This window comes from Haloarcula sp. NS06 (genome assembly GCF_051122755.1).
Classification (GTDB): Archaea; Halobacteriota; Halobacteria; order Halobacteriales; family Haloarculaceae; genus Haloarcula.
In genome coordinates this window covers 1,960,469-1,984,948 of the sequence record NZ_CP184844.1, presented here as the reverse complement: position 1 = coordinate 1,984,948, position 24,480 = coordinate 1,960,469, and the positions used below count along the sequence as shown (strand labels likewise).

The window sequence follows — 24,480 nt, the reverse complement described above, 5'->3', positions numbered from 1 at the left end:
TTCGGAGTTTCTAAACAGATACTGTGACTGTACCACCACCCCGTCGCCTGCTCGTGCCAGTAGCCGATTCGGTGACGGTCCGGAACACCGTCGCCTACGCCGTTGAACAGGCCGAATCGGCGGCCAGAGAGGGACAGCAACAGATATCGCTGCACCTCGTCGCCGTCGCAAGCACACGCGCCGTTGACCCCGACGCACAGACAGAACTCGGCCGGGCCAAGGACCTCCTCGACCGCATTGAGGTCTGGCTCGACGAAGATATGGGTACTTCCCCACCGTCGAACCTTGAGGTTGAACTGGGCGTCATCGGTGCCGACCGCTACCTGTTCAGTCCCGGCGATTACGCCGACGTGATACTGGCCTACGCCGATGAACACAGCATCGAACGAGTCGTCCTCGATCCGGAGTTCAACCCGGGCGGCACGACGCCGATGCTTCGGCCGCTCGAAGTCGAACTCGTCCGGGGCGATATCGAGGTCGAGACCGCGCCTGTCGAGCGGCCGGCACGGTCGACCGCGCTCGCTCGCGCCGCGACGCTCCAGAAGTATCTCAGCATTTTCGGGGCGTCGTACCTGTTTTATCTGCTGTTGAGTTCGTACAAGCCGCTGGATTTCCTCACTGGCGCGATAACGGCGACGATCGTCACGGCGTTGCTTGCGCCAATCGCGTTCAGTCGCCAGCCGTCGCTGACTCGGATTCCGAGACAGCTCGCTCGGTTCGCGATTTACGTCCCGTATCTGCTCAAGGAAATCGCCATCGCCAACCTCGAAATCGCGTACGTCGTCTTGCACCCGTCACTGCCTATCGACCCGCAGATGGTCGAACTGGAGGCCGCCATCTGGGGTGACGGCGCGGTGACGACGCTGGCAAACAGCATCACGCTGACGCCCGGGACGCTCACCGTCAGCGTCTCCGAGCGGGCGTTCGATATCCATTCACTCACCGGTAGTGCGCGCGAGGACCTGTTGGACGGTGGCCTCGAACGGGCCGTCCGGTTCGTCTTCTACGGCCGGGAGGCCGCGGCGATCCCTTCGCCGCGCGAACGGGGGCAGGGGGACGACGATGGCACAATCGAGAGCGACATCGGCGACCCGGAGGTGGCCGACGATGATTGAGTTCGAAGCGGCGCTGCTGGCAATCGCTAGCGCGTTCGTCCTGTTCGCTATCGTATCGCTGTACCGCGTGTTCGCCGGACCGACGGACCACGACAGGGTCATCGCGGTCAACGTGATGGGGACGAACACTGTCATCGCTATCGCGCTCGTCTCCGGTGCGCTCGATAAGCCGCTGTTCCTGGACATCGCGCTCGTGTACGCCCTGCTGAACTTCCTGCTCTCGATAGCGTTCTCGAAGTTCAACGTCGAGCACGGGGGTGTGCTATGACGCCAACGGAGTGGGCCATTGTCGTACTCGCACTGGTCGGTGCCTTCTTTGCTGGCGTCGCCTCGATCGGCATTGTCCGACTTCCCGACGTGTATACGCGCGCTCACGCAGCGTCGAAAAGCGATACGCTGGGAGCTGTTCTCGGTATCGCTGCCGCTGCACTCGCGATTCAGACCGACCTCGCGACAATCAAAGCCGTCTTCCTGCTGACGTTCATGTTTCTGACGAACCCAACCGCCGCCCACGCCATCGCCCGGGCAGCACAAGACCAGGGTATCGAGCCGTGGACTGCCGGCGATGAGGAGGGCGAGTCATGACGCTCTCGCTCATCGAAGGAGTGTTGCTGGTGTTTGTGCTGGGCTGTGCTATCGGCGCGGCCGTACTCCGTGACGTGCTGGCGTCGCTCATGGCGTTTGCCGCCTACAGCCTCGGCATCTCCATCATCTGGGTGATGCTCGAAGCCCCCGACGTGGGGCTGACCGAAGCGGCTGTCGGGGCCGGCATCATGACGATACTGTTCATTCTGGCGCTGGCAAACACCGTTCGGCCACAGGAAAACGGCCTGTTCGAGTCGATCAGCGTCCGGACCGTCGTGCTGGTCGGCGCGTTCGTCGTCGTCATGATTGCGACCGTTCCGTCGCTGCCTGCTGTTGGGGCGGAGGGGGCGGCAAACCCCGTCGTCAGCGGCGAGATAACGCAGCACTACATCGACAACGCGTACGCGGACACGGAAGTCCACAATGCAGTGACGGCGGTGCTCGCGGCCTACCGTGGATTCGACACGCTGGGTGAGGCTGTCGTGGTCTTCTCGGCCGGCGTCGCGGCGCTGACCGTCCTCAGACAGGAGGTCTTCGCATGAGTAGTAACGAGCGAACTGGACTGTACGTCGAGAGCACCATCATCATGACGACGGTGCGGGTTGTCGCGCCGTTCGTCCTCACCTTCGCCCTGTTCGTGATGTTCCACGGGGCAGACTCTCCGGGCGGTGGATTCCAGGGCGGGGTCATCGCCGGCTCAGTCGTGATGATGCTTGCCTTCGCCTACGGGATTGATGCCGCGCGCGAGTGGCTCGATGTCCGTGTCGTCGCCACGCTCGCATCCGGCGGCGTGCTGACGTTCGCAGCCATCGGGCTGGGAACGATAGTTCTGGGCGGGAACTTCCTCGAGTATCACCTGTACGAACAGTACATCTCGCATGTGGTCGCCTACGCTATCGAGCTCGTCGAACTGGCCATCGGTGGCATCGTCGCCAGTGTTGCCATCGGCCTCTTTTTCCTGCTCGCAGCGGGGTTCGGCCACGCTGTCGACGCACCGGAGGATGAGAGCTAATGTTTGAACTGCTGAACTCACACTACAACTACTTCGCGGTGATGCTCCTGCTGGGTATTGGCCTGTATATGCTCATCGAGTCCCGGAACCTCGTAAAGAAAGTCATCGGGATGAATATCTTCCAGACTGGCATCTTCCTGTTTTTCATCACGCTCGCGTTCCGGGCCGGGGGAACCCCCCGATAATCAAGGAGGGTGGCGGCCCCTACGTCAGCCCGCTGCCACACGTCCTCATCCTGACCGCTATCGTCGTCGGGGTGAGCCTGACCGCCGTGGCGCTGGCGCTGATCATCCGCATCTACACCGAGTACGGCACGCTGGACGAAGACAAACTCAAACAGCTCTACTATGATTGAACACCTCCCTGTATTGTTGGTCGTCCTGCCGATTATCGGCGGTGCAATACCGCTGGCCGCAAGTCTCGTCAGCGACCGGGCCGGGTGGCCCGTCGCGACGGTGACACTCATCGGGCAGGCCGGCCTGGCCGGACTGCTCGCGTGGACCGTCGGCACAAATGGGACTGTTTCCTACGCGGTCGGTGGTTTCGCCGCCCCGTACGGTATCGAACTCGTCGTCGACGGGCTCTCCGGGGCCGTTGCGCTGCTCGTGGCCGTCGTGTCACTGGGCGTGCTTGCGTATTCTCGCCAAGCCGGCCCGCACTCGGGTCCCTTCTACGGCCTGTACCTGCTGCTGGTCGCCGGCCTGACGGGGATGACGATCACTGGCGACGTGTTCAATCTCTACGTGTTCCTTGAAATCACGGGGCTTGCAGCGTACGGCCTCGTAGCGAGTGGCCGGGACGCAAGCGCCGCCGTCGCGGCGCTGAAGTACCTCATCATCGGGACCGTCGGGGCCTCGCTGTACCTGCTCGGCATCGGCTACCTGCTTGCGGCGACGGGCACGCTCAACATGGCCGACCTGGCGACCAAACTCGGGGAGATGGCGGCCTACGACTCGACGCTCGTCCTGACCGCGTTCGGCCTGATGGTCGGCGGGCTGACGGTGAAAGTCGCTCTGTTCCCCTTGCACACCTGGCAGCCCGACGCCTACGCGAACGCCCCGGATACGGTGAGCGCGTTCATTTCAGCGCTTGTCTCGACGGTTTCGGCGTACGCGCTCGCCCGCCTGCTGTTTTCTGTGTTCACCGTGGAGTTCCTGACAGCAGTACCTGTCGCGCGCTGGGCGCTGGTCGGTCTGGCGTGCGTGAGTATCATCGCGGGAAGTGCGCTCGCCGTCTCACAGGACAGCGTCCAGCGGATGCTAGCCTACTCCTCAGTGTCACAGTTCGGCCTCGTCATCGCCGGATTCGCCATTGCAACCCCGCTGGCCGTCATCGGCGCGACCGTCCACCTGCTTGGCCACGCAGTGATGAAGGGCGGGCTATTCGCTGCGACGGGCGTTATCGAGCGCAAGACGGGTGCAACAACTGTGAGCGGCTACGCTGGGATGGGGAGCCGCGTCCCGATCTCGGCGTTTGCCTTTGCCGTGCTCTCGCTGGCGATGGTCGGTGTTCCACCGGCGGTCGGCTTCGTCGGCAAGTGGTACATCGTCCTCGGCGCGGTCAATGCCGAGAACTGGCCCGTCGTGGCTGTGTTGCTCGCGAGTACCCTGCTGACCCTTGCGTACTTCGCCCGCCTCGTCGAGCGGCTATACTTCGCCGAGGCAACCATCCACACGGAGCATGACGAGGCTCCCGTGACAGACGGGAGCGGACAGGCGATCTCGTTCGGGATGATCGCTGTCGTCGTTATCGCGGCCGCACTCGCGGTCGCGCTGACCGCAGCCGTCCCGATGCTTGAACAGGTGCTTCGAGAGACGCTTCCACCCCTGCTAAACCAATGACTGATATCACATCACTTCGACCGCTGTTTGCAATCCTCGTCTCCGCGGTGGCCATCCCCGTGATTCTCTCGCTCAAACGCCGTCCGAACGTGCGGGAAGGAGTGACCATCACGGTGGCAGTCGCGAAGTTCGCTATCGTCGCGAGCATGGTCCCCGGCGTCCTCTCGGGGACGCGGTACGTCTTCTCGTTCGGCCAGTTGGCAACCGGGATCGAACTAGCGTTCCGTGTCGACCCGCTGGGACTCCTATTTGGCCTGCTTGCAAGCCTGCTGTGGATCGTCACTAGTTTCTACAGCATCGGCTACATGCGCGGGCTGGACGAACACGCACAGACGAGGTATTTCGCCTCCTTCGCCGCCAGTCTCGCGTCGGCCATCGGCGTCGCCTTTGCGTCGAACCTGCTGACACTGTTCGTCTGCTACGAACTGCTGACAGTGTCGACATACCCGCTCGTTACCCACGACGAAACCGACGAAGCCCGCGCCGCCGGCCGGAAGTACCTCGCATACACCTTCGGCGGTGGGGTTGCCGTGCTAGGTGGCACAGTTCTGGTGTTCGTCCTCGCTGGGACGACCGCGTTTACTCCCGGCGGGCTCGAAGGTCTCGCGACGGCCGACCCGACGCTGGCACGAGCCGCATTCGCCCTGCTTGCTGCCGGCTTCGGCGTCAAGGCCGCGCTGATGCCGATGCACTCCTGGCTTCCGGATGCCATGGTCGCGCCGACGCCGGTGTCGGGCCTGCTGCACGCCGTCGCAGTCGTCAAAAGCGGCGTGTTCGGCATCGCCAGAGTCGTCCTCGACGTGTACGGCCCTGTGACGATGGAGCAACTCGGCGTCGCCCTCCCACTGGCTGCGATTGCGACCTTCACCCTGCTGACCGCGAGTGTCATCGCGCTCAGACAGGACAACCTCAAGCGGCGGCTGGCGTATTCGACGATAAGCCAACTCTCCTATATCGTGCTCGGGCTAGCACTGCTCAAGGAGAGCGCTCTAACCGGCGGCCTGCTCCACATTCCTGCCCACGCGTTCATGAAACTCACCCTGTTCTTCTGTGCCGGTGCAATCCACGTCGAAACTCACACCGACGACATCAGCGACATGGCCGGCATCGGGAAACGGATGCCGCTAACGATGGCCGCCTTTGCTGTCGCTGCGGCTGGGATGGCCGGGATTCCGCTGGTCGCCGGGTTTGTCAGCAAGTGGTATCTCGTCATCGGCGCGCTGGACCTCGGAAGCGGCGGGCTCGTATTCGCTGCCGCGTTGCTAGTCTCCGGCGTCCTCAACATTGCGTACTTCTGGCCTATCGTCTACCAGGCGTACTTCGAATCGCCGGAGGGCCACGACGAGAAACCACTCATCGAGGGGCCATTCGGCGGCCGGAGTGAATTGCGTGCTGACGGTGGTGACAGTGACGAGACACACGCCGCCAGCGACGAGGGCGAGGTGCCGGAGCCTGAGCACGTCGACCACCTCGGGAAACACGATGAGGAGCACGAGCACCACGGCGGCCCGCCCGCAGGAGGCTGGGACGACCGCGGCTGGCGCGGCGGCGAAAGCACGTGGTTCATGCTCGGGCCGATACTCACCGCGGCTACGCTGTCGCTTTTGCTGGGAACAGTGCCGTACACGGCTGTCTTCCTGCGAATCGTTGACACCATCGTCAGTAATCTGCCGGGGGTGATGGCCTAATGTCGATGCTTACAGCGGTTCCGCCAGTCGTCGTACTGCTCGCGCTGGCAATCGTCGTCTCGCGGCTCCCGCGGCGTGCCGGACACGCGGTCGGTGCACTCGTCCCGGCGCTGGCGGTGCCGTGGGCCGTCATGGTGCCCGAAGGCGCACATCTCCAGACCCAGTTCCTCGGGTTCGACGCCGTCCTGCTGAACGTCGACCCGTTCTCGCGACTGATGGGTATCATCTTCGGGCTCATCGCCGCGGTCGCCGTGCTCTATTCCTATGCCAGCGAGGCCGACACGACACAGACCGGATACGCTCTCTCGTACGTCGCGACCAGCTTCGGGGCTGTGTTCGCCGGTGACTGGCTGACGCTCATCTTCTTCTGGGAGCTGATGGCCGTTACCAGCACGCTGCTTGTGTGGCACTACGGCGGCAAGGCGGTCCGGGCCGGGTTCCGGTATGCCCTGCTACACGGACTGGGCGGTACGCTGTTGATGGCCGCTATCCTCCGGCACTACGTCGAGGTGGAGACGTTCCTGTTTGCGTCAGTGCCGGGCGGTCCGGAAACGGCTGGAATCACGTCCGGGCTGGCCGCTGCGCTGGCCGCGATCGGTATCGGCGTCAACGTTGGCTTCATCGGCCTGCACGCGTGGCTACCCGATACCTATCCGCGTCCACACATCGCCGCCAGCGTCTTCCTCTGTGTGTTCACGACCAAGACTGGCGTTTACGGGATGTACCGCGCATTCCCCAACGGCCACGAGGCCATCGCGTACATGGGCGGCGGGATGGCAGTCTTCGGCGCGCTGTTCGCGCTGTTCCAGAACGATATGCGGCGACTCCTCTCGTATCACATTCAGTCCCAAGTCGGGTACATGGTCGCTGGCGTCGGTATCGGGAGCGCCCTCTCACAGGCCGGCGCGTTCGCTCACGTGTTCAACCACATTCTCTATAAGGGTCTACTGTTCATGACTGCCGGTGTCGTTATCTATCGGACCGGGACGGAGAGCCTGAAGAAACTCGGCGGTCTCTGGCGAGAGATGCCGATCACGGCGGGGGCGTTCTCCGTCGCTGCGCTGTCTATCGCCGGCTTCCCCGGCTTCAACGGGTTCGTCAGCAAGGGGATCATCATCTCCGGGAGCCACTATACTTTCGGCAAGGGACCGCTCCCGCTCGGTGAGTTCTATACGCTCGAGTGGCTGCTGCTACTGGGCGGTGTCGGCACGTTCATGTCGTTCATCAAGTTCGGCTACTACGCGTTCTTCCACGGCGAGTACGACAGCAGCGTCCCGGACGCGAACCGTTTGCAGAGCGTGGCAATGGTGTCCGTGGCTGCGCTGTGTGTCATCTACGGTGTGTACGACACGGCACTGTTCGCCATCCTTCCGTTCGACGTTACGAGCGAGGCTGCCGTTCACCACGTCTACAAGACCTACACTATTCCCCACGTCATCGAGGGAGTGGTTCTGGCCATCCTCGGGCTGATTGGCTTCGCGGTGACTAAGAAGCCCCTCTCGAAGCTCGGCCGCGTCCCGGACATCGATTCGCTGTACAACCCCACCGTCTTCTATGGCTCCCGCGGGCTCGTTGTCGGTGTGACCGAACTGTACGCCGCCGTTGACCGCGCAGTGGTTCAGGCTACGAGCGTCGTCACACGGACCGTTACATCCCCGAACGACGTGATTGCGCGGCTCCGCGACGACGACACCCTCGTACATCCGATGCGGGCCGGCATCGGACTTAGCATCCTCATTCTCGCAGTGTTCGTTACAGTGGCGCTCTTGGCCCTTTCATAAAGTCATAAAAGCATATTTTGTGATAATTGTGGACCTTATCAGTCACAGTTGGGTTCAAACATCCCAGAATAGCTGTTAACAGATTAAGTGATTACAGTCTCTGATAATACAGGTGCAGACTTATATATCTCCATAGCTACGATTCGATAAGCACGGCATAACAGGGAGACCTGTTGATGCGTGCGGACACAACAATGGAACTCAAACGATTCTTCAACGACGACGATGCTGTGTCGCCGGTCATCGGGGTCATCCTGATGGTCGCAATCACGGTCATCCTCGCAGCCGTTATCGCAACATTCGTCCTCGGTCTGGGCGACCAGGTCAGTAACACGGCTCCACAGGCTAGCTTCAGTACGGAGTACGAGGATGCAAACGACTGGGTTGAATTCACACATGACGGTGGTGACTCAATTAAAGCGAGTAACTTGTATCTCAGAGGCGATATCGCCAGTGGTTCCGACGGCGATACCCCGGATATAACCTCGGACAACACACAGTGGAACGGAGAGGCCAGCGGGAGTAATAGTAAGGTCGTCGCAGGTAATAGCGTCACCGTCGGGGTTGATACGGAAAGTTTCACTATCAACCTAGTCTACCAGTCGGCTACTGGTGACAACTCCGCGACGCTCGCTACCGCATCCGGACCGAGCGCATAAACTCGCAACATCTCGTTTTTTCCGGCACCAAAACCCATGAGTTTATAACCGATGAACGCCCTGATGTTCGCTGTATTCCCTGCGATGGGTGGGGGTAATTGGAGAGTATGACATGAGCAAGCAGGTAGAACGGTCGGACTCCGCTGCGGACGATGACCTTTCAAAAGGCGAGATATTCGACGTTCTGCAGAACGAACGGCGTCGGTACACGCTTCAGTATCTACGGGAACACGACGGGCCGGTACAGCTCGGCGACCTTGCATCACACGTCGCAGCACAGGAGTACGACTGCCCGAACACCGCAGTCACGAGCGCGCAACGGAAGCGCGTGTACACCACGTTACAGCAGTCACATCTCCCGCGGATGGATGAGACGGGTATCATCGACTACGACGACGAGAACGGGACGATTTCCAAGACTGCACACACGGAAGAACTCACTGTCTATCTCGAAATCGTGCCGGGAAGCGAGTTCCCCTGGCGCGAGTACTACCTCTCGCTCGGCGCGGTCAGTCTAGCAATCGTAACAATCCTCTGGGTTGGCGTCTATCCCTTCACGGCAATTCCGCCGCTGGTCTGGGCCACGCTGATCGCGGTTGTACTCAGTATCTCCGCGGGCTATCATACCTACGCCGGTCGTGAGATGACACTGACCGAGTATGTGGCACAGGAAGCCGAGCCCGACGACTGAAGCACACAGTTTGTTTCACGGCTTGTACCGTTTCGTTTGCCGCTAAACTATCGAAATGCCGCTGTATCGAATTCTGGCGGTACAGCCAGCCTTGAAGGCTTTCAAGGCAACGTTGAACGGCTAAAACGTATTGTGAGTATAAGTGGTCCCCTCCCATGTGCTTGAATCAGCACACCCCGCGAGCCGGTAAGGAAACCCTTCGGTCTATAGGGGGTTCCTACTCGGGTCACACTCGCGGTGTGCGTCGAATAAACCATGGATATCAAACAACTCATCCACGACGACGACGCTGTGTCGCCGGTCATCGGGGTCATCCTGATGGTCGCAATCACGGTCATTCTGGCCGCCGTAATCGCTTCCTTCGTGCTCGGTCTCGGTGACCAGGCACAGCAGGCAACGCCGCAAGCGAGTTTCTCATTTGAATATGATTCTTCTGCAAGTGGTAGCGGTAGCAACGAAGGAATGCTAACGATAACGCATGATGGCGGGGACACAATCCAAGGTAACGAACTCTTTGTCCGTGGTGATCTTGCAGACGGAAGTTCCTGGTCAGGGTCGACGCCCAATATTGACAGCACTAATCCTGATGACGATTGGGACACCGCTGTGGGAGGTCAAACGGAGGTAACCGCTGGGAACTCTATAGATGCTGCTGTTTCATCTAATTACGATATCCGTGTCGTCTACGAAACTCAAGAAGGCGACACTTCTGCAACGCTCGCTCAAGATAGCGGTCCGGACGCATAATCCGGCTCTCAATTTTTGTTTTGTAAGCGATGAGCAGTGGCGTGATAGTGCTTGAATTGACGCTAGTCTCATACTGGTAATATTGCAGAATCAAACACGAGAACCCGTCACGATACTTTTATTTCCACCTACCCAGTGACTGATAACGATGGAAAGAATGCGGGCTGTTATCACCAGTGTGATCGCCATAATCCTCGGCGTTACACTGCTTTCCGGCCCACTGGTCCCCGGCGTGACACTGACAACGGAACCAGAACCGGTTGCACTCGAAGCAGGCAATATCACAGTTTCCACGGTTGAAATGCCGGAGGACGTCACGCTAAAGAAGGGATCCTATGGCGCGGCGAGCTACTACCTTGATGCGCCGCCGGTCCCCATACACTTCGCGAATCATACCGGACGACCGACGCTCGTCTACGAACTCACAATCGAAGAACTGGGCTACTCGCGGACGACAAATCACTTCCTGGGCGACTCGACCGGTGACACGTACGAACTGACGCTGGCGTCGGACACGTTCACCGACGCGGAGATAGAGCGCGAGCGGTACAACGGCACAGTGACTGTGAGTAAGCGCGACGAGTCGGGCCACGGCGTGGTGGCGACGCGCAACGTCACAATATCGGTGGTCGAATGACGGCGACGGAGTTCGTCGGGCGTCTCCGACAGCGAACACCCGCGCTGTCGAACACCCGCGAGACGGCGTATTCGGTGCTGTTTGGGGACCGACTTGGCCTGACCGTATTTCTCGCGACAGTCGTGCTGTTCGGGCTGCTGTGGCGGACGGCGTTCCTGATAAACGATTCCTATACGCTGGCAAATGGGTTGTACAGCCTTTCGAACGGACAGCTAGCGATAACTGAAGCTGCCTACGGCCCCGGACTAGAAACGCCGGGGGCGAGCAGATACGGCGGCCAGTGGTACGCGCGCAACTACGGCGTCATTGTCCTCTCGCTGCCGCTCGTGCTCATGCTTGACCTGCTCACCGCCATCGTCGAACTCCGCATTGCGCTGGTTGCGCTCTGGTCGCTCGCGCTGTTAGCGCTGGTGGTTCAGTGCAGTTACTACACCGACGGTGACTGGGTTCTCTACGGCGGCACCGCCGCCGTCCTGGGACTGTTCGGGCTGAACGTGGCGCTGGCGCAGCCACTCGATGCCGGTCGAATCCATCTGTACGCGCTGCAACTGACCCATCTCCTCATCGCGGCGTTCACGCTGGTAGTTCTCTACCGACTCCTCAGCCGGATGCAAACGCGTCGGCTGGGGCTCCTGAGCGTCGTGTTGCTCACAGCCGGGACGCCACTGGCCTTCTGGGCGTCGGTACCGAAGCGCCACGCCATCACCGGGACGGTGGTCATCTGCATCGCGTACTGCCTCTATCGGAGCCGGAAGCCAGCGGACGGGGCGGTTATCACGCAGCGGCAGACCTTCCGCGCACTCGCCTACGCGCTGGTGGGATTATATGCGTGGGTACACGCTCCGGAAGCGCTCCTGCTCTGTGTCACCCTGGCGATGGTCGATATCCCGACAGCCCCGGACAACAGCCCACGAACGCTCGCTCGTATCGGTTTCGTCTTCGCCCTTTCCCTGCTGCCGTTCATTATCACTAATATCGCCATCACCGGCTCCCCGATTAAGCCGCCAAGACTGGTTTCCGGCGGCGGTACCCTGGGTAACGATGCTGCAAGCAGTACCGGCGGGAGCGGGGGTAGTTCCGGGGGTGGCGAGTCCGGAGGAGCGCTCAGGCTACTGGAACCTCTACTCGGGACCATCGAAAGCGGGATGCAGCCACTGTTGCTGCTCGGTAGGGAACTCGTTTCGGGACTCGAAACGCTCCACCAGCAGCCAGCCGACGTGTATCACGCGTTCGTCCGGTCGGGAAGCGCGACCAGCGCACTGGACAACGCCGGCGAAGAATCCGTCAACCTCTCACTTCTGGAATCCGCGCCAGTGCTTGTCGCCATGCTTGGAGCGCTCCCAGTCGTCCGACGGCTGCGTTTGCCATCGTCGATGGCTGGCCGGACACTCAGTGCCGACCGTGTCACAGACGCGTTCGCAATAACGGCGTTCGTCGGCATCGTCCTGCTGTACAACAGTCGCTTGCCACTGCACGCACAGGTGACCGCCCGGTATCTGTTCCCGCTCTATCCACTCGGCGTGTATCTGCTCGTGCGGCTCCCAGTGGTACGCCAGAGCTTCACGGACCGCTGGCGCATATTCCTCTGGACAGTTGCGGGGACAGTGTTGATCGGCGGGCAAATGATCGTGATGTTCGTCGCGCTGACGGTGAACGGCATCGGCGAAGCGTTCCAGTTGCACGCGCTGCTCGCGCTTGGGATCGCTGTTCCACTCGGTATCTGGGCACTGTGTGGTCGCTCGAAAGGAGTGGCTGGACAGGCAGGGGCAGTGCTTCTCGGGGCTGCAACGGGTGTGGCGGCTGTGTTTCTACTGCTGACGATCGTCGAGTACTATGCGCTGGGTGATGCGCACCTCCTCCCGATGATGCGAGCACTCGGTGAGTTGCTGGCGCTCTACTGAGTCGGTGACGGAGAATTTTAGTACGGGCTTGTAGTACCGCCAGCATGGACCGACTCAAGAAGTCCCTACTCGAGGCGCCAATTATCGAGAAGGAAGGCTATCACTACTTCGTTCACCCCATCAGCGACGGGGTGCCGATGCTTCGACCAGAACTTCTGCGCGAAATCGTCATCAAGATCATTCGAAAGGCAGAGCTCGACGACGTCGACAAGATCGTCACACCGGCGGCGATGGGTATCCACATTTCCACAGCCGTCTCGCTGATGACCGATATCCCCCTTGTCGTCGTCCGCAAGCGTCAGTACGGGCTCGACGGGGAAGTGTCGCTGTCTCAGGTGACTGGCTACTCCGAGAGCGAGATGTACGTCAACGACGTGTACGAGGGCGACCAGGTGCTCGTCCTCGACGACGTGCTCTCGACCGGCGGGACGCTGGCCGGACTCACGGGCGCGCTCGAAGACATCGGCGCGGACATCCGCGACATCGTCTGTGTCATCAAGAAAGCTGACGGGACCAACAAGCTCGACGAAGCGGGGTACGACGCGAAGACGCTGATCAACGTCCAGGTCATCGACGGCGAGGTCACCATCGTCGACGAGCACGGCGACGACTAAGACGGCTATTGATACGGTTTCCGTAGCGATTTGAAAGCGGGCCACCAGCAGTTACCAGTAGGCTTACAAAAGATTGAATCGACACTAGCTGCTGTGTCTCCCTCCATTCGATCCCTTGCAGGGGATTTCGCCGCCGTGTTCAGTTCGCTTGTACTGCTTGGGCCGCTGACGCTCGGGTTGCTCGTCGGTGCGAGCAGGATTATCGGCGGGCTAACGGAGCTCGCGCTTCCGGACCCACTCGGAACCGTCGGATTCGGTGTGGCCGCACTGCTAGCGCTCTGGCTGGCACTGGAAGGAGCGATGGTACAGCGACACGGGCTCGAGACGATGGACCGCGGCGGCCCATTTCAGTGTGTTGCCCGGTATCTGTTGGTCGCCGTTACGACCTTCGCCGGACTCATCGTCTCCGTTCGGTTTGTAGCGCTGTCGCTCCCATGGGCATTCGAGACGCAAAACACGCCTGCACAGGTCCTTGGCGTGTTCCTCGTTGTTGCGCTGGTTGCCACGCTGTACCGGATACTGACGGCGGCCAAAGAGGGGTACCTCCATAGCAATGAGCAATAGCGGTGAACAGGCTGAAAGCAGTCTACAACGCGAGAAATGTCCCATGAGGTAGATTTGAACAACGCGAACACCTCGCTATCACTCGGTGTTCTCTCGTTCAATTCTTCTCAGCTATAATTGTCGAATGCAGCGTCGTTCGACGGTGAAATGCCTCACTGGAAGAGTGAGTTCGGCAAAATGATAGCGGGAGGTAGATTTGAACTACCGATCTGCGGGTTATGAGCCCGCCGGAATCTCCTGGCTATCCCATCCCGCTACTATCTCGTAGTCCGGTCCCCTCATTAAGGGTTGTGATTCGAGTGCCGTCCGTGAGTTAGTAACGCGCTATGGTCACTCGTCCGCATGGACCTGCCAAGTGAAGATACTCTCAGCGACGTAGTTGACCAGCATCGCAACGCCAATGGCGAGTGGGCTCGCGGCAATGAACCACAGATCAGTTCCGGCAACGAGAAGCTCAACCGTCAACCACTGCGTGAGCAGCCAGTAGATAGCAAGCTGGACCGCGACGCCGCCGGACCGGACGAGGTGTGATTTCCCGAGTCGCTTGGCGAACGAACGACGACCGGTGGCACCCTGACTGGAGAACGTCCAATGTTCGTTGACCAGAAACATCACGAGAATCGCCGTTTCGACGCCAGCGGCTTTCGCCCACATGTCGCTCACACCGAAAGCCAGACCGAGCACAGCGAGAACCGTATTGTCGCTGATCGCACCCACAACACCGACAGAGACGAACTGGCCGAAACGAACGCCCGACACAAGTGACTCGAACCGGTCGGGAACGATGCGTCGAACCTGCTGTTCGATGTCTATCATCGGTTCTTCTCGATAAGGGCGGTTGGTTCGTCGAGATGCTCAGCCAGAGCCGTATGAAGGCGATCATCGCGCAGTTGCTTCGATCGGTGGCGAGCCGTCAACAGCGCCTCGAGCAGGTCTATCGACGTTCGTATTGGCGACACCGTCGAGCCGGGCTTGTCCTCCCACTCGATGGGGACTTCCTCAATACGCAAGTCCAGCGCCGCGGTGATAGCGATCAGTTCGACGTCCCACGCGAAGCCGGGCTCGTATAGGTGGTCACGGACCCGGTTCCAGGCGGCTGCGTCGATGGCTTTCGCACCGCACTGGTAGTCATACAGCCGCGCGTCGAGCAGCTGGCCGGCGAGCCACGCGAAGCCGTCACCGAGGAACCGGCGAGCGAACGTCTGATGGGTGGCGACCGTCGCGTCCGGGTGACGACGGGAGCCCACAGCGAGGTCCGTTTGGCCGTCGGTGACCGGGTCCAGTATCCGTTCGAGCGAGCGGACCGGTGTCGACCCATCGGCGTCGACAAACGCCAGCACATCGGTCTCCAACCGTTCGAACCCAGCGGTGATTGCTGCGCCTTTCCCACGGCGATAGGGCACGGTGTGCACCTCGGCTGGGAGCGAACGGAGCTGTGCAGGGACGCCGTCTCGTGGCGCATCAAGCTCGACAACAATTGTCTGCGGGGCAAGGGCATCGTCGATGGCGGCGATATAGGTCCCGAGCTGATCCATGTCGGGACGGTAGGCTGGAAGGACAACCCCGACGGAACGCGACATTGCCGAGTAGTCGGACAGGCGGAAGTAAAAACAGTTCGAAGCTACCGGTCCCTAGTCAGTTGATAACCGCGGGAGCAACGAAAAAGCGTATAGGCCAGCGAACCGGTCCCTTCACTGATGGAATACGGGCTCCTCGCCATCTGGCTCGCCCTCTACCTTCTATTACTGTACGCCGGCGGGACCGTCGCCAGACTATTGTTCCCACGCTTTGCCGACCACGGACTCGCCTTCGGCGTCCCGGTCGCCGTCTCGATACTGTGGCTGATCACCTATTTCCTCGGCCGCCTCTCGCTGACGCTTGGCATCTGGCTCGGCGTCGCCGTGCTCGCTGTGAGTACACTGGCTGTCTGGCGGAGCGACAGTGGACCGAACGCCCGAATGTACGCGGAGACGGCCGGCGTGTTCACGGTCGCGTTCCTGTTCGTCGTCGGTATCCGAGCGCTTGACCCAGCAATTGTCCCAATCGGCGGCGAGAAGTTCCTCGATTTCGGCCTGTTGCAGTCGCTCGTACGGGCTGACAGCCTCCCGCTAGAGGACATGTGGTTCGCCGGCGAGTCGGTCGCGTACTACTACGGTGGGCATCTCATCGCGGCGATTCTCACCAGAATAACGGGCACTGCCGGACAGTTCGCGTACAATCTCGCGCTGGCGGGCTTTTATGCGACGCTGGTCACGGCGGCGTACGGACTGGCGGGCGCTGTCGCGAGCGAGCGCGGCCTCCCGCGACGGCTGGCCGCCGGCCTCACGGCGTTTTGTGTCGGCATCGCGAGCAATCTGTCGACGCCCGCCAGGTTCGTCGTCTGGCTCCTGCCGGGTGGGCTGCGCCAGACAGTCGCCGAGCGGGCGGGTTACGAACTGAAGGGGCTTGCAGCGGGGCCGGATTCGTTTAGCTACTGGGACGCGAGCCGTGTCATCGAGGACACGGCATCTGATTTCGGTACGTACGAACCCGGTGCTGCGCTGGTCATCGATGAGTTCCCACTGTTCTCCTGGCTCAACGGAGATATGCACGCTCACATGATGAGTACGGGCTTCCTGCTGCTCGCTGCCGCGCTCTGTTTCAGCTACTATCAGACACCGGCCGCCGAGCGTCGACAGCGGCTGGCACTGCTTTTCGGTGCACTCCCGGCCATCGCGGGCATCATGGCCGTGACGAACACGTGGTCGTTCCCGTCGATGGGCGGGCTGGCGTTGCTGACGGTCACCGTTGCGCCGGCCGACCCGACGACGCTCCTCCCGGATGCTATCGGGCAGCGACTCCGACTGAACGGACCGGGCCAAGAGGGTATCCGAATCGGGATGGGACTGGCCGTCGCTGGCGGCGTCCTCGCGCTGGGACTGCTCTGGTCGCTCCCGTTCTGGCTCGGCCCGGCGAGCGGCCGCGAGATTGCGGTCCTGCCCGACCGGACCTCGTTGCTTGAGCTCCTGGCCGTCCACGGCCTGTTCGTCGTCCCGTTCTGGCTATACCTGTACGCCCAGACTGGGCGTGCCGTCGGGCGGAGTACGGCCCGAATCGTCGGTCTCGTAACCGTCGGAACGGCGGCACTCGCCGCGACACTTGACATCGCAGCGGTCGGCTTGCTTACCCCGCTACTGGTCGGTGCGTGGCTGTTCGCGCGCTCGCCGACACTTGACCGCACCGTCGACGCGGTCCCGGCGCTCGCTGACGGCGGCGACCGACCCGTCGGCTTCGAGGCCGTGCTGATTCTCGCCGGCGCAGGCCTCGTTTTCCTCGTCGAATTCGTCTTCGTCAGGGAGAACATCGGCCGGATGAACACCGTGTTCAAGACGTATATGCAGGTGTGGGTGCTCTGGGGAGCCGCCGCCGGCCCCGTGCTGGCGTGGCTGCTCACTCGTTGGCGGCCGACCGGCGACCGCGCGCGAGCGTGGGCAGGCATCGGCGTCCGCGCGTTCGTCGCCCTGCTGGTCTGTTCAGCGTCCCTGTACGGTGTGTTCGCACTCTCGAACCACGTTGCTGCCGCTGACGACCCAACGCTGGACGGGCTGGCGTACCTCGACGACGACCATCCCGAAGAAGCCGAAGCGATTCGATGGCTCGATGCGACAACGGAGGGCCGGCCAACCATTGTCACAGCCGCCCCTGCTGACTATGAGTGGAATGCCAACGAGGGCAAGGGCGCAAGCGCGCCGTCGAGCCTGACCGGACTACCGACCGTCGCGGGCTGGACCCACGAGGCCCAGTACCGCAATGACACGGTGTACAACCGTCGTGTCGACGACGTGGAGACGATTTACACCGGGGACGCCACAGAGCAACGCCGACTCCTCGAAGCGTATGACGTGCGCTACGTCTACGTCGGCCCGGCCGAACGAGCCCGCTACGGCGAGGTGACTGTCGACCAGCTACAGGGCGTCACCGTAGCAAAGCGAACCGACGGCGTCACGATCTATCAGGTCCGACCGAAGTACTTCTGAAAAAGGAACGGGTTACTGTGGGCGAACGGCGATTTCAGGTACGATACGGGCCGCTCAGGACTCAGCGTTCGGCGGCGCGCGCTCGCGGTGGACGGTGACGGCCTCGGCCTCGATGTCGTCTGTATCCAGGTGCATCGGGATGAACTCCTGCCGTTTGAACGTCTCCTCCTCGTCTTCCGAGCCGATAGTACACCAGAGCTGTGGCCGGTCCGGGCCGTGCCAGTCACCCTGCCGCGAGACCGAGAACACCTCGTACTCCTCGTCCTCGTATTCGATGCGGCCGCCCTTTCGCAGCCCCGGGTCGCCGTGGATAATGAGCTTCTTCATGCCCGTTTCTTTGCCAACAGCGTACTTAGTGACTTCGAAGGCGATTGCGACACAGCGCACCAATCGACAGGGAGTACCTGTAACTAGAATGTCCTTATATTGTTACTGGTCGTGTCTAGATGCTTAACAGCCTGATAGCCGAGGTTTATATATCCGGAATCGCGACAGTCGTGTATGTTGAAACAACAGCAGCGGTCGTGCGAGCGGGCCTCAGTCGTTGTCAGCCCGATGGACGATGACGGACGGATGGAACTCCGGGACGTCGAAGCCGACGAAACCTACGAGATTGTGGACTACATCGACGACGAACTGGCGACGAAGCTGGATTCATTCTCTGCTGGTGAAGCGGTGAATCTCGAACTGCTCTCGGGTTCGGAGTCAGGTGTGTATGGAGCTGTCCGAATCGAATCAAGTGGGCCGTCAGCCCGGTTCCAGTAGCCAGCGCTGTGGCAGAGCGCGGACGGACCGAATGTTGCGGATAGTCACGCGGCAGGGACGGTACTGTGGGGCACACAGCAGGTGCGAACCAAACGGGTTTTAAGCGGCCACGTCAAATCGCTCGGTAAGGCCGATATCTATGCAGATGCCACGACGATTCAATACGTACTGTCCGCACTGTAACGAGCATCAGGAACACGAGGTCGAGAAAGTCCGCAGCGGCCGCCAGACGGGCATGAAGTGGATCGACCGCCAGCGCGAGCGTAATTCCGGTATCGGGAACGACGGGAAGTTCTCGAAGGTCCCGGGTGGCGACAAGCCCACCAAGAAGACGGACCTCAAGTACCGCTGTGGCGAGTGTGGGAAGGCCCACCTCCGCGAAGGATGGCGCGCCGGCCGACTGGAGTTCCAGGAGTAACAATGGCAGGAAGCTTCATCACCGTCGAATGTCCCGACTGCGAGAACGAACAGAGTCTCTTCGAGAAGGCCGCGAGCGAAGTTTCGTGTGCCGTTTGTGGCCACACTATCGCCCGCCCGACGGGCGGCAAGGCCGACATCGAAGGCGAAGTGACCGCCGTCGTCGAGGCCCGATAGGATGAAATACAGCGGCTGGCCCGAACCGGGCGAACTCGTCGTCGGCAAGATCGACGAGATCGAGGACTTCGGCGTCTTCGTCGACCTCGACGAGTACGAAGGCAAGCGCGGCCTCTGTCACATCTCCGAGGTCGCCAGCGGATGGATCAAGAACGTCCGCGACCACGTCAACGAAGGGCAGACAGTCGTTGCCAAGGTGCTTGACGTCGACGAGAGCGCCCAGCAGATCGACCTCTCAATCAAGGACGTCAACGACCACCAGCGAAAAGAGAAGATCCAGGAGTGGAAAAATGAGCAGAAGGCCGACAACTGGATGGAACTGGCCTTCGGCGAGGATCTGGACGACGAGACCTATGCTGCCATCGCCAACGAGCTGTTGGCGGAGTTCGGCTCGATGTACGACGGGTTCGAGTCAGCGGCGATCCACGGCAAGGACGCCCTCGAAGACGTTGACCTCTCCGAAGAGGAGATTGACGCCATCGTCCAGACGGCCCGGAACAACGTCTCCGTGCCGTACGTACAGGTCACCGGCTACGTTGACCTGTCCTGTCCCGAAAGCGACGGCGTCGACATCATCAAGGAAGCGCTCCAAGCTGCGGAGGGCAACGGCAAGATTCCCGAAGAGATTGAGCTCGAAGTGACCTACGTCGGCTCGCCCGAGTACCGGGTTCAGGTGCAAGCGCCCGACTACAAGACCGCCGAGGACGCGCTCGAAGAGAGCGCGGACCGCGCCGCGACGGTCGTTGAGCAACACGGTGGGTCAGGGCAGTTCCACCGCGAACGCAGCGAAGACGACGAGTAAGCCGGTTATCGCTCCAGTGATTCACCACCGATGAAATCGGATATCCACGTCTGTGCCATCTGGGAGTCCGAACACGACCGGCCGGTGTACACGCTGGATGATACCTGTCCCGAATGCGGGGCCGGAGCGGTCAACAGCGCACCCGCACCGTTCTCTCCTGAAGATAGCTACGGCGAGTATCGACGTTCTCTTAAGCGCCGCAGCCGCGAATAAGCCGTATGGACGAATTCGACATCGAGCGCGTAGCGGACCCCGACCTCAACGAACCAGTACTGGTCGAGGGCTTGCCCGGCGTCGGCCACGTCGGGAAACTTGCCGCAGAGCATCTACTGGAGGAGCTCGAAAGCGAGCTTGTCCGCCGCGTCTACTCGACGCATTTCCCACCGCAGGTCAGTATCGATGACGGACAGGCACAGCTCGCCTGCGCTGAATTCCACGCCGTCACCCCCGACGAGGGGCAGGACCTGCTCGTACTCTCCGGGGACCACCAGGCACAGGACAACCAGGGCCACTACGGCCTGACCGACACGTTCCTCGACATCGCTGACGAGTTCGGCGTCCAGCGGGTGTTCGCTCTCGGCGGCGTCCCAACTGGCGAACTCATCGAGGAGTACGACGTGCTCGGTGCGACGACGACCGAGGATTTCAAGGAAACGCTGGAGGACGCTGGTGTGGCCTTCCGCGAGGACGAACCGGCCGGCGGCATCGTCGGCGTCTCCGGCCTGCTGCTGGGCCTGAGCAAACGACGGGACGTGCCGGCCAGTTGCCTCATGGGCGAGACGTCGGGCTATCTGGTCGACCCCAAGAGCGCGCAGGCCGTCCTCGAAATCCTGCAGGAAGTCATCGGGTTCGAAGTCGACTACAGTTCCCTGGAAGACCGTGCCGACGAGATGGAGGAGGTCGTCCGGAAGATCCAGGAGATGGAACAGCAGAACTCCCCGTCACCCGCCGACGAAGACCTCAGATACATCGGCTGAGACGGATTGTTACCCCTTGGTCACAGTACTCGCTGGCTACAGAGTTGGTGCTGGTCGGAAATGACATACAGCAGTCCGCCTGACGCAGTCACGTGTTACCGGAGAGCGGGAATTTCTTTACCACTGGAGCCTAACAGATGGTCGTGCAGACAGAACCGGGCGTCCTACCGGAGTGGCTGCTCCTCGGGCTCGTCCTCGGTGTCGCCGGAACCCTAGTCGTCGCTGGACTGTTCGTCCTCGCGAACCGTGTGTTTCCGGCCGAGCGGCCGAACCGGCAGGCGACAGACGGCGGGGAAATGCGACGCCGGGCGGAGCTCCGTGAGTACCTCACAGCCATCGACGAGCAGTTCGCCGAGAACCACTTCGTCGAGGGCCAACACGTCGCCTTCTATCTCCCCAAGCGGGACGTGGCCATCACGTTCGACGCCCGAGCGTATTACCGAATCGAGCGATCACCAACCATCCCTGTACTGGTCGAACACGAGATGCCTGGCGTCTACCTCGGCGCACGCCTTCCCTTTGAGACGCCTGAAGTCAACCTCGGCCCGGACCCCGAGGAGGAACCACACCCGACAGTGCAGGCATTCAGCGAACTGGGCCTGACCCAGAGCGCGTCGCTGGACGACGTGAAATCTGCCTACCGTGAGCGCGTCAAGGAGGTCCACCCAGACCACGGCGGCAACGAGGACGAGTTCAAGCGCGTCCGGGAAGCGTACACCACTGCAAAACAGCACGCGTCTGGCGCATCAAGACAGCGGGCATCGTAGAAGGGACCGAAGGCCTGTCACTGCATCGGGACACAACAGACCGGGATAGCCGAATTACGTACCACCGTCTCAGTGACGCTCCCGGTAAGGTATCGAGTGAGGCCGGATCGGCCGTGCGTTCCCATCACGGTGAGGTCGATATCGTGCTCCTCGCTGTAGGAGAGAATCGTGCGTGCAGCCGGGCCGCTTGCGATATTGCCTGCGACACTGACATCCGCTTCGCTGGCACGCTCATGGACCGTCTCAAGTGCTTTCTGACCAGTTTGCTCAAGCGCATCGTGAATCTCTGCTGATCCCTCAACGCCGCCGAATCGGCTCGTGTCAACAGAATAGAGCGTGTGTATCGTTGCGTCAAACACCTCAGCTAGCGTGATTCCCCACTCGACCGCGAGTTCTGCCCCCTCGCTGCCGTCAGTCGGGAGTAGAACGTTCTCGTACTGCTGGTCGCCGATTTCGACGATGTCCCCGTCCGGAGTTACTGTGACGATCGGGACATCAGCGGTGCGGAGCGTCTTTTCTGCAACGCTCCCGAGTACAACCCGTTCGAACCCGGTCCGTCCTTGCGTCCCCATAACGATGAGATCGATGTCGTGGGTATCGACGTAGTCGTTGATCGTCTGGAACGGGATTCCCGACTCGACAGCGGTGGTGATTCGCCCAGAGAGGTGCGTCCCGGCAAGTCTTGCGATGGAATCCACCGCCTGTTCAGCCTCCGTTTCGAGGAGCCGCTCCCGCTCGGTCTGCCCATCAGCGTTCAGATCCGGTTCGATGTCACGGGCGTCAACCGCTGATAGGACGTGGAGGTCGGCATCGATTGTGGCAGCGAGGTTGATACCTCGCCGGGCCCCTATCCGTGCCCCGTCACTGCCGTCGGTCGGGACGAGAATCGAGTCGATTGTTTGGCTCATAGCCACGGTTTGACAGGCTGTTGATTTAACACTACGTTCGATGCCCACCACGCTGTTGCAGAGTGAATCTGAGACCTCTCTGTGCTGCGTACGTGTACTGCATCTTGCACGCCTCGTCCAACGGATATCGCACCTTCAGAAGCCACTGGCGAGGTAGCGGGTCCTTCAGAGCCGGTGGTAATAGGTCGCGTCTCTGAAGCAAGCGCACCACCATTTTATCCACAGTCTGGCCGTAGTCGCGATATGATCGCACAGATTCTCGTTCCAATGGACGACTCGGAGATGGCCCAACAAGCGCTCAAGTACACCCTTGAAAACCATCCCGACGCGGAGATTACTGTCTTACACGTCGTGGGCGGACCCTCACCGTTGGGGGGAGCAGCCACCGCACTTGCTCTTGCGGATGACGTCGAAGCGGCTGCCGAGGAGCGTGCGGAAGAGGTATTCGATGGCGCTCGGGAGACCGCCGCGGAATACGATGTCGAAATCACCACCGAAGTGCAACTGGGACACCCCGCTCGGGCGATTTTGAACAGAGCCGACGACTTCGATGCGGTCGTGCTCGGAACGCACGGCGGCTCGTTAGCCGATCGACTGGTTGTCGGGAACGTCGCCCAGAAAGTCTTCCGTAACTCACCCGTTCCCGTCATCGTCGCCCGATGAGTGGCAGCGGCTGTGGTCACGAAACACCGTAGGCACAGGAGTGACTACGGCGTCACGACGAGCTTCCCGACGCTGTCGCGGTCCTGCATCGCCGCAAACGCCGCACCGGTCTCTTCGAGCGAGTACGTCTCCTCGATTTCCGGGGTGAGTTCGCCGTCGGCGACGAGTCCGACGAGCCGCTCTAAGTCGCCCTGTGTCCCCATCGTACTCCCGATGACGCGTTTGTGACCGAGGAACAGGTCGGGAATATTGATCTCGGATGTGCCGCCGGCGGTCCGACCACAGACAGCCATCCGGCCACCGCGTCGCAGAACGCCCAGACCGGTCTGCGTGTACTCGCCACCGAGGTGGTTGAGGACGCCGTCGACCGTCCCGATATCGGCGACTGCCGCCCGAATCTCGTCCGGATCGGTGCTCTCGATGGCGTAGTCAAGACCGAGCGATTCGACGCGGTTTAGCTTCGCCGCTGAAGAAGAAGTTCCGACGCTACGGGCGCCGAGAACGGACGCGAGTTGCACACCCGCGACGCCGACGCCGCCGGTGACGCCCGGGATGAACACCAGATCGCCCGGTCCAGCGTCGATCCGGCGGAGCATATGGAAGGCGGTCATGTAGGCCGTCGGAAGCGCGGCCGCGTCGACCGTCTCCACGCTGTCGGGGAGCCTGACAAGGCGGTCGGCCTGCACGCGGGCCGCCTCGGCGAGGCCACCGTGATACAGCGAAAAGTTCTCACAGAGGTTCTCCGGCCCCTCACGACAGTAGCGACACGTCCCGCAGGTTTCGTTCGGGCAGAGGACCACGCGGTCCCCGGGTTCGACAGCCGTGACGCCATCGCCGACGGCGTCGACGGTCCCGGCAACGTCGAGGCCGCTGACAAACGGCAAGTCGTCCGTGTCGACCATCGCGGAGTCCCCTTCGAGAACCCAGAGGTCGTGGCGGTTGATCGCACACGCTTCGACGGAGACCACCGCCTCGCTGCGTTCGGGCGCAGGGGTTGTTTGGTTGATAACCGATACGCCGTCCGGGCCAGTGAGTTCGCTAAACGCTGCAACGCGCATTAGGTTCGTGGATGGGCCAGAAGCGTATAAACAACACCGAAGTGTGGGATACCTGCCTGCTTGACGGCAGTAGCGGTTCCCGCTCCCCGGTCAGA

At 61.4% G+C, this 24,480-nt stretch carries 29 protein-coding genes, 1 tRNA gene and 1 pseudogene; 25 read left to right on the top strand and 6 right to left on the bottom strand.

Going from position 1 to position 24,480, the window contains the following annotated elements; all coding sequences use genetic code 11:
* Window positions 1-71: 71 nt before the first annotated feature.
* The 16 genes and pseudogenes from ACODNH_RS14130 to ACODNH_RS14055 all read left to right on the top strand — a co-directional run bounded on the left by ACODNH_RS14130 (window position 72) and on the right by ACODNH_RS14055 (window position 13,835).
* Complete coding sequence (locus tag ACODNH_RS14130) at window positions 72-1,115, top strand: monovalent cation/H+ antiporter subunit E (RefSeq protein WP_306707453.1); 1,044 nt, start codon at window positions 72-74, stop codon at window positions 1,113-1,115.
* Entirely contained in the window at window positions 1,108-1,383 is a 276-nt protein-coding gene (locus ACODNH_RS14125) for a cation:proton antiporter (protein ID WP_005535719.1), read from the top strand. The genes ACODNH_RS14130 and ACODNH_RS14125 overlap by 8 nt, the downstream gene beginning before the upstream one ends.
* Window positions 1,380-1,700 (top strand): monovalent cation/H(+) antiporter subunit G, encoded by a 321-nt coding sequence (gene mnhG, locus ACODNH_RS14120; protein ID WP_306705188.1) that lies wholly within the window; start codon window positions 1,380-1,382, stop codon window positions 1,698-1,700. The genes ACODNH_RS14125 and mnhG overlap by 4 nt, the downstream gene beginning before the upstream one ends.
* Window positions 1,697-2,242: a DUF4040 domain-containing protein gene (locus ACODNH_RS14115; RefSeq protein ID WP_306705186.1), complete on the top strand. Its 546-nt coding sequence runs from the start codon at window positions 1,697-1,699 to the stop codon at window positions 2,240-2,242. The genes mnhG and ACODNH_RS14115 overlap by 4 nt, the downstream gene beginning before the upstream one ends.
* On the top strand, window positions 2,239-2,712 hold the full coding sequence (locus ACODNH_RS14110; protein WP_306705184.1) for a Na(+)/H(+) antiporter subunit B: 474 nt from the start codon (window positions 2,239-2,241) through the stop codon (window positions 2,710-2,712). Before ACODNH_RS14115 ends, ACODNH_RS14110 begins: the two co-directional genes overlap by 4 nt.
* Window positions 2,712-3,067, top strand: a pseudogene (locus ACODNH_RS14105) (cation:proton antiporter subunit C). Before ACODNH_RS14110 ends, ACODNH_RS14105 begins: the two are co-directional and overlap by 1 nt.
* Complete coding sequence (locus ACODNH_RS14100; protein WP_306705180.1) at window positions 3,060-4,553, top strand: monovalent cation/H+ antiporter subunit D family protein; 1,494 nt, start codon at window positions 3,060-3,062, stop codon at window positions 4,551-4,553. The pseudogene ACODNH_RS14105 and the gene ACODNH_RS14100 overlap by 8 nt, the downstream one beginning before the upstream one ends.
* Window positions 4,550-6,241: a cation:proton antiporter gene (locus ACODNH_RS14095; RefSeq protein ID WP_306705177.1), complete on the top strand. Its 1,692-nt coding sequence runs from the start codon at window positions 4,550-4,552 to the stop codon at window positions 6,239-6,241. Before ACODNH_RS14100 ends, ACODNH_RS14095 begins: the two co-directional genes overlap by 4 nt.
* Window positions 6,241-8,022 carry a Na(+)/H(+) antiporter subunit D gene (locus ACODNH_RS14090; protein ID WP_306705176.1) on the top strand — a complete coding sequence of 594 codons (1,782 nt, stop codon included), beginning with the start codon at window positions 6,241-6,243 and terminating at the stop codon, window positions 8,020-8,022. The genes ACODNH_RS14095 and ACODNH_RS14090 overlap by 1 nt, the downstream gene beginning before the upstream one ends.
* A gap of 194 nt (window positions 8,023-8,216) precedes the next feature.
* Window positions 8,217-8,681, top strand: coding sequence for a type IV pilin N-terminal domain-containing protein (locus ACODNH_RS14085; protein WP_306707451.1), 465 nt, complete (start codon window positions 8,217-8,219; stop codon window positions 8,679-8,681).
* 112 nt (window positions 8,682-8,793) lie between these two features.
* Window positions 8,794-9,372, top strand: coding sequence for a DUF7344 domain-containing protein (locus ACODNH_RS14080; protein ID WP_306705174.1), 579 nt, complete (start codon window positions 8,794-8,796; stop codon window positions 9,370-9,372).
* 255 nt (window positions 9,373-9,627) lie between these two features.
* Complete coding sequence (locus ACODNH_RS14075) at window positions 9,628-10,119, top strand: type IV pilin (RefSeq protein WP_434530455.1); 492 nt, start codon at window positions 9,628-9,630, stop codon at window positions 10,117-10,119.
* 148 nt (window positions 10,120-10,267) lie between these two features.
* The gene (locus ACODNH_RS14070; protein WP_434530454.1) at window positions 10,268-10,756 is read left to right on the top strand and encodes a hypothetical protein; all 489 of its coding nucleotides are present in this window, start codon (window positions 10,268-10,270) and stop codon (window positions 10,754-10,756) included.
* Window positions 10,753-12,657, top strand: a complete 1,905-nt coding sequence (locus ACODNH_RS14065) for a hypothetical protein (protein WP_434530453.1) — start codon at window positions 10,753-10,755, stop codon at window positions 12,655-12,657. The genes ACODNH_RS14070 and ACODNH_RS14065 overlap by 4 nt, the downstream gene beginning before the upstream one ends.
* Before the next feature lie 44 nt (window positions 12,658-12,701).
* Entirely contained in the window at window positions 12,702-13,271 is a 570-nt protein-coding gene (gene hpt, locus ACODNH_RS14060; RefSeq protein WP_004518711.1) for a hypoxanthine/guanine phosphoribosyltransferase, read from the top strand.
* 93 nt (window positions 13,272-13,364) lie between these two features.
* Window positions 13,365-13,835 carry a hypothetical protein gene (locus ACODNH_RS14055; protein WP_306705167.1) on the top strand — a complete coding sequence of 157 codons (471 nt, stop codon included), beginning with the start codon at window positions 13,365-13,367 and terminating at the stop codon, window positions 13,833-13,835.
* Window positions 13,836-14,016: 181 nt separating this feature from the next.
* Here ACODNH_RS14055 and ACODNH_RS14050 read toward each other — a convergent pair.
* The 3 genes from ACODNH_RS14050 to ACODNH_RS14040 all read right to left on the bottom strand — a co-directional run bounded on the left by ACODNH_RS14050 (window position 14,017) and on the right by ACODNH_RS14040 (window position 15,415).
* Window positions 14,017-14,091: transfer RNA gene (locus tag ACODNH_RS14050), tRNA-Met, on the bottom strand.
* Between the two features lie 74 nt (window positions 14,092-14,165).
* On the bottom strand, window positions 14,166-14,651 hold the full coding sequence (locus ACODNH_RS14045) for a GtrA family protein (RefSeq protein ID WP_306705165.1): 486 nt from the start codon (window positions 14,649-14,651) through the stop codon (window positions 14,166-14,168).
* On the bottom strand, window positions 14,648-15,415 hold the full coding sequence (locus ACODNH_RS14040; protein WP_306705163.1) for a glycosyltransferase: 768 nt from the start codon (window positions 15,413-15,415) through the stop codon (window positions 14,648-14,650). The genes ACODNH_RS14045 and ACODNH_RS14040 overlap by 4 nt, the downstream gene beginning before the upstream one ends.
* 117 nt (window positions 15,416-15,532) lie before the next feature.
* Here ACODNH_RS14040 and ACODNH_RS14035 point away from each other — a divergent pair, with 117 nt between their 5' ends.
* Window positions 15,533-17,851, top strand: coding sequence for a DUF2298 domain-containing protein (locus ACODNH_RS14035; protein WP_434530452.1), 2,319 nt, complete (start codon window positions 15,533-15,535; stop codon window positions 17,849-17,851).
* Window positions 17,852-17,905: 54 nt separating this feature from the next.
* Here ACODNH_RS14035 and ACODNH_RS14030 read toward each other — a convergent pair whose 3' ends face one another.
* Window positions 17,906-18,178 carry an HAH_0734 family protein gene (locus ACODNH_RS14030; protein WP_434531445.1) on the bottom strand — a complete coding sequence of 91 codons (273 nt, stop codon included), beginning with the start codon at window positions 18,176-18,178 and terminating at the stop codon, window positions 17,906-17,908.
* A gap of 174 nt (window positions 18,179-18,352) precedes the next feature.
* On the opposite strand from ACODNH_RS14030, the gene ACODNH_RS14025 reads away from it, so the two are divergent.
* From ACODNH_RS14025 to ACODNH_RS13995, 7 genes are all read left to right on the top strand, one after another.
* Entirely contained in the window at window positions 18,353-18,616 is a 264-nt protein-coding gene (locus ACODNH_RS14025; RefSeq protein WP_306705160.1) for a hypothetical protein, read from the top strand.
* A gap of 139 nt (window positions 18,617-18,755) precedes the next feature.
* The gene (locus ACODNH_RS14020; protein ID WP_004593654.1) at window positions 18,756-19,034 is read left to right on the top strand and encodes a 50S ribosomal protein L44e; all 279 of its coding nucleotides are present in this window, start codon (window positions 18,756-18,758) and stop codon (window positions 19,032-19,034) included.
* Between the two features lie 2 nt (window positions 19,035-19,036).
* Window positions 19,037-19,210 (top strand): 30S ribosomal protein S27e, encoded by a 174-nt coding sequence (locus ACODNH_RS14015; RefSeq protein ID WP_004963588.1) that lies wholly within the window; start codon window positions 19,037-19,039, stop codon window positions 19,208-19,210.
* 1 nt (window position 19,211) lies between these two features.
* Complete coding sequence (locus tag ACODNH_RS14010) at window positions 19,212-20,012, top strand: translation initiation factor IF-2 subunit alpha (protein ID WP_306705150.1); 801 nt, start codon at window positions 19,212-19,214, stop codon at window positions 20,010-20,012.
* Between the two features lie 30 nt (window positions 20,013-20,042).
* Window positions 20,043-20,225, top strand: coding sequence for an RNA-protein complex protein Nop10 (locus tag ACODNH_RS14005; RefSeq protein ID WP_306705148.1), 183 nt, complete (start codon window positions 20,043-20,045; stop codon window positions 20,223-20,225).
* A 5-nt stretch (window positions 20,226-20,230) separates the two neighbouring features.
* Window positions 20,231-20,989, top strand: a complete 759-nt coding sequence (locus tag ACODNH_RS14000; protein ID WP_306705145.1) for a proteasome assembly chaperone family protein — start codon at window positions 20,231-20,233, stop codon at window positions 20,987-20,989.
* A 143-nt stretch (window positions 20,990-21,132) separates the two neighbouring features.
* Window positions 21,133-21,756, top strand: a complete 624-nt coding sequence (locus ACODNH_RS13995; RefSeq protein ID WP_306707447.1) for a J domain-containing protein — start codon at window positions 21,133-21,135, stop codon at window positions 21,754-21,756.
* A 17-nt stretch (window positions 21,757-21,773) separates the two neighbouring features.
* On the opposite strand, the gene ACODNH_RS13990 is transcribed toward ACODNH_RS13995, so the two are convergent.
* Window positions 21,774-22,664 carry a universal stress protein gene (locus ACODNH_RS13990; protein ID WP_306705142.1) on the bottom strand — a complete coding sequence of 297 codons (891 nt, stop codon included), beginning with the start codon at window positions 22,662-22,664 and terminating at the stop codon, window positions 21,774-21,776.
* Window positions 22,665-22,907: 243 nt separating this feature from the next.
* On the opposite strand from ACODNH_RS13990, the gene ACODNH_RS13985 reads away from it, so the two are divergent.
* The gene (locus tag ACODNH_RS13985) at window positions 22,908-23,327 is read left to right on the top strand and encodes a universal stress protein (RefSeq protein ID WP_306705139.1); all 420 of its coding nucleotides are present in this window, start codon (window positions 22,908-22,910) and stop codon (window positions 23,325-23,327) included.
* Window positions 23,328-23,371: 44 nt separating this feature from the next.
* On the opposite strand, the gene ACODNH_RS13980 is transcribed toward ACODNH_RS13985, so the two are convergent.
* A complete protein-coding gene (locus ACODNH_RS13980) occupies window positions 23,372-24,385 on the bottom strand; it encodes an alcohol dehydrogenase catalytic domain-containing protein (protein WP_306705136.1) in 1,014 nt (337 codons plus the stop codon).
* Between the last annotated feature and the right edge of the window lie 95 nt (window positions 24,386-24,480).